This window comes from Protaetiibacter mangrovi, assembly GCF_024752305.1.
Classification (GTDB): Bacteria; Actinomycetota; Actinomycetes; order Actinomycetales; family Microbacteriaceae; genus Homoserinibacter; species Homoserinibacter mangrovi.
Window position 1 is genome coordinate 1 of the sequence record NZ_JANTHX010000016.1, and the last position, 3,035, is coordinate 3,035.

Genomic DNA, 3,035 nt, shown 5'->3' on the forward strand with positions numbered 1-3,035 from the left:
GGCCGGACGGATCCGGGATGCCCTCCTGCTCGGGCCACGGGTACTTGCAGCTCGCGTCGAGGCTCGCGCGCGTGAGGTTCAGCCCGTAGGCGCGCCCGGCGTCGTCGAACACCTTGGGCTCGAGGCGCGTCAGCAGGCGCAGGGTCTGCGCGTTGCCCTCGAAACCGCCGATGTCGGCGGCCCAGTCGTTGAGCGCCCGCTCGCCGTTGTGTCCGTAGGGCGGATGCCCGAGGTCGTGGGCGAGGCACGCGGTGTCGACGACGTCGGGGTCGAGCCCGAGGTTGACGGCGAGCTCGCGCCCCACCTGCGCCACCTCGAGCGAGTGGGTGAGCCGGTTGCGCGCGAAGTCGAGGCCGGCGGTCGGGCTCAGCACCTGCGTCTTCACGGCGAGGCGGCGCAGCGCGCTCGAGTGCAGGATGCGGGCACGATCGCGCGCGAAGTCGCTGCGGCGGGTGGAGTGCTGCTCCGGCAGCATGCGCTCGGCGTCGGCGTCGCCATAGCCCGGCGCGAGTTCAGCCACCGCTGGTGTCCAGTTCCGCCTCCGTCAGGGCGATGCGGTGGGTCTCCTGCAGTTCGCGCGAGTCGAGCCAGCGCTCGGGCAGGGCGGGCTGCTTCGGGGTGCCGGCGCGCCCGCGCTGGCCCTCGGCGTCCGCGCCCGGGTACGGCTGGTCGGGGTCGAGGCGTCCGAGCAGCTCGTCGATCTCGGCGAGGCTCGACGCCTGGGCGAGCGCGGCGCGCAGCTCCCCGCCGACCGCGTAGCCCTTGAAGTACCAGGCGACGTGCTTGCGGATGTCGCGGCAGGCGCGGTTCTCGTCGTCGAAGAACTCGACGAGGAGCTCGGCGTGCCTGCGGAACGCGAACGCCACCTCGCCGAGCGTCGGCTCGGCCTTGGTCTCGACACGCGCGCTGCGCTCGCTACTCGACCGGCTGCGGGCGGTGAACGCCGACGCGAGATCGCCGAACAACCACGGTCGGCCGAGGCAGCCGCGGCCGACCACGACGCCGTCGCACCCCGTCTCCTCGACCATGCGCACCGCATCCGCTGCGCTCCAGATGTCGCCGTTGCCGAGCACGGGCACGCTCGTGACGGTCTGCTTCAGGGTGGCGATGGCCGACCAGTCGGCGGTGCCGGAGTAGAACTCGGCCGCCGTGCGGGCGTGCAGGGCGACCGCCGCGACGCCCGCCCCCTCCGCGATGCGCCCGGCTTCGAGGTAGGTGAGGTGGTCGGAGTCGATGCCCTTGCGCATCTTCACGGTCAGCGGGAGCGGCCCGGCCGCCTCGACCGCACCCTCGACGATCGCACGGAACAGGTCGAGCTTCCACGGCAGCGCCGCTCCCCCGCCCTTGCGGGTGACCTTCGGCACCGGGCAGCCGAAGTTGAGGTCGATGTGGTCGGCGCGGTCCTCCGCCACGAGCATGCGCACCGCCTCGGCCACCGTCTTCGGGTCGACCCCGTAGAGCTGGATCGACCGCGGCGTCTCCGACTCGTGGTGACGGATGAGACGCATCGACTCGGGGGTGCGCTCGACGAGCGCGCGGCTCGTGATCATCTCGGAGACGTAGAGACCGGCGCCGTACTCGCGGCACAGCCGGCGGAACGCGGTGTTCGTGATCCCGGCCATCGGGGCGAGCACGACGGGCACGTCGAGCCGCAGGGGGCCGATCGCGGGCGCGGGCGCCGGGGGCGCGAATAGGGTGGACATCCCCTCGATTCTTCCAGATCGAACCGTGAGGAGACCGGACGTGGGCGCAGGGCGTGAACGGGTGGCGGCGGATGCGGCAGCCCGCGGCATCGCGGTGGAGTTCGTGGAGCGGCAGGCGGCGGGCTCCCTCGAGGAGGCCGCCGAGATCCTCGGGATCACCCCGGCCGACATCGTCAAGTCGCTCGTGGTGAAGCGCGCCGACGGCACCTTCCTCTTCGCGGAGATCCCGGGCGACCGGGTGATCTCGTGGCCGAAACTGCGGGCGCTCGTCGGCGTCAACAAGCTGCAGCTGCCCGACGCCGGCCAGGCGCTCGACGCCACCGGCTACGAACGCGGCACGATCACCCCGCTCGGCTCGACCACCGCGTGGCCCGTCTACGTCGACGAGCGGGTCGTCGGACGCCGGGTGTCGATGGGCGCCGGCGAGCACGGGACGAGCCTCTTCGTCGACGCCGACGCGCTCATCGCCGGGCTCGGTGCGACGGTGGCCGACATCTCGGAGCCCGCGCCCCAGCGTTGAGGTCGGTTTCGACACGCGCCCTTCGGGCGCTACTCAACCGGCGCGGAGCCGGGCACCTCGCAGACGTCGCCCTCGCAGGCGACCGCGGCCGGGTCGCCGAGCGGGATCAGGCCGCTCACGAGGCGAGCTCCGCATCCGCCTTCTCGGCCGCCACCTGGCGCAGCACCTCGGCGAACGTCGCCGCCTCCTGCGCGCCCGAGACGCCGTACTTGCGATCGATGACGAAGAACGGGACACCCTGGATGCCGAAGTCCTGCGCGACCTGCTGATCCTCGCGCACGTCGGCGAGGTGCTCGTCGGCCTCGAGGGAGCGCACGACGTCGGCGCGGTCGAAACCGAGCTCGGCGGCGAGATCGGCGAGATCCTCGACGCGCCCCACGTGGCGGCCCTCCTCGAAGTACGCCCTCAGCAGGCGCTCCTTCATCTCGAGCTGGCGGCCGCGCAGCTTCGCGTAGTGCAGCAGCTGGTGCGCCTTCACGGTGTTGGTGTGCTGCAGTGCGTCGTAGTCGTAGTGCAGCCCGACCGTCTCGGCGATGCCCGTGACCCGGGCGATCATCTGCTCGGCGGTCGACGCCGGGATCCCCCGGTGGCCGGAGAGGTACTCCACCTCGGAGCCGGCGAAGTCGACGGGCGTGTCGGGCGACAGCTCGAAGGAGTGGTACTCGATCTCGACCTCCACCCCCGCCTCGGCGGCGCCCGCCTCGAAGCGGCGCTTGCCGATGAAGCACCACGGGCACGCGATGTCGGACCAGATGTCGATCTTGAGGGGTTCGGGAGTCACCTCGACCGGAACCACGTCACGTCTACTGCTA

4 protein-coding genes are annotated in these 3,035 nt (G+C 72.1%); 1 reads left to right on the forward strand and 3 read right to left on the reverse strand.

Features of this window, described 5'->3' with window-relative positions:
* The coding region (dgt, locus tag NUH29_RS14530) for a dGTP triphosphohydrolase (RefSeq protein ID WP_258799988.1) at window positions 1-475 on the reverse strand (475 nt) is incomplete at its 3' end.
* Between the two features lie 37 nt (window positions 476-512).
* Window positions 513-1,703 (reverse strand): tRNA dihydrouridine synthase DusB, encoded by a 1,191-nt coding sequence (dusB, locus tag NUH29_RS14535; RefSeq protein ID WP_258799986.1) that lies wholly within the window; start codon window positions 1,701-1,703, stop codon window positions 513-515.
* 40 nt (window positions 1,704-1,743) lie between these two features.
* On the opposite strand from dusB, the gene NUH29_RS14540 reads away from it, so the two are divergent.
* Window positions 1,744-2,223: an aminoacyl-tRNA deacylase gene (locus tag NUH29_RS14540; RefSeq protein ID WP_258799987.1), complete on the forward strand. Its 480-nt coding sequence runs from the start codon at window positions 1,744-1,746 to the stop codon at window positions 2,221-2,223.
* Between the two features lie 115 nt (window positions 2,224-2,338).
* Here NUH29_RS14540 and NUH29_RS14545 read toward each other — a convergent pair whose 3' ends face one another.
* Complete coding sequence (locus NUH29_RS14545) at window positions 2,339-3,004, reverse strand: DsbA family oxidoreductase (protein WP_258799990.1); 666 nt, start codon at window positions 3,002-3,004, stop codon at window positions 2,339-2,341.
* Between the last annotated feature and the right edge of the window lie 31 nt (window positions 3,005-3,035).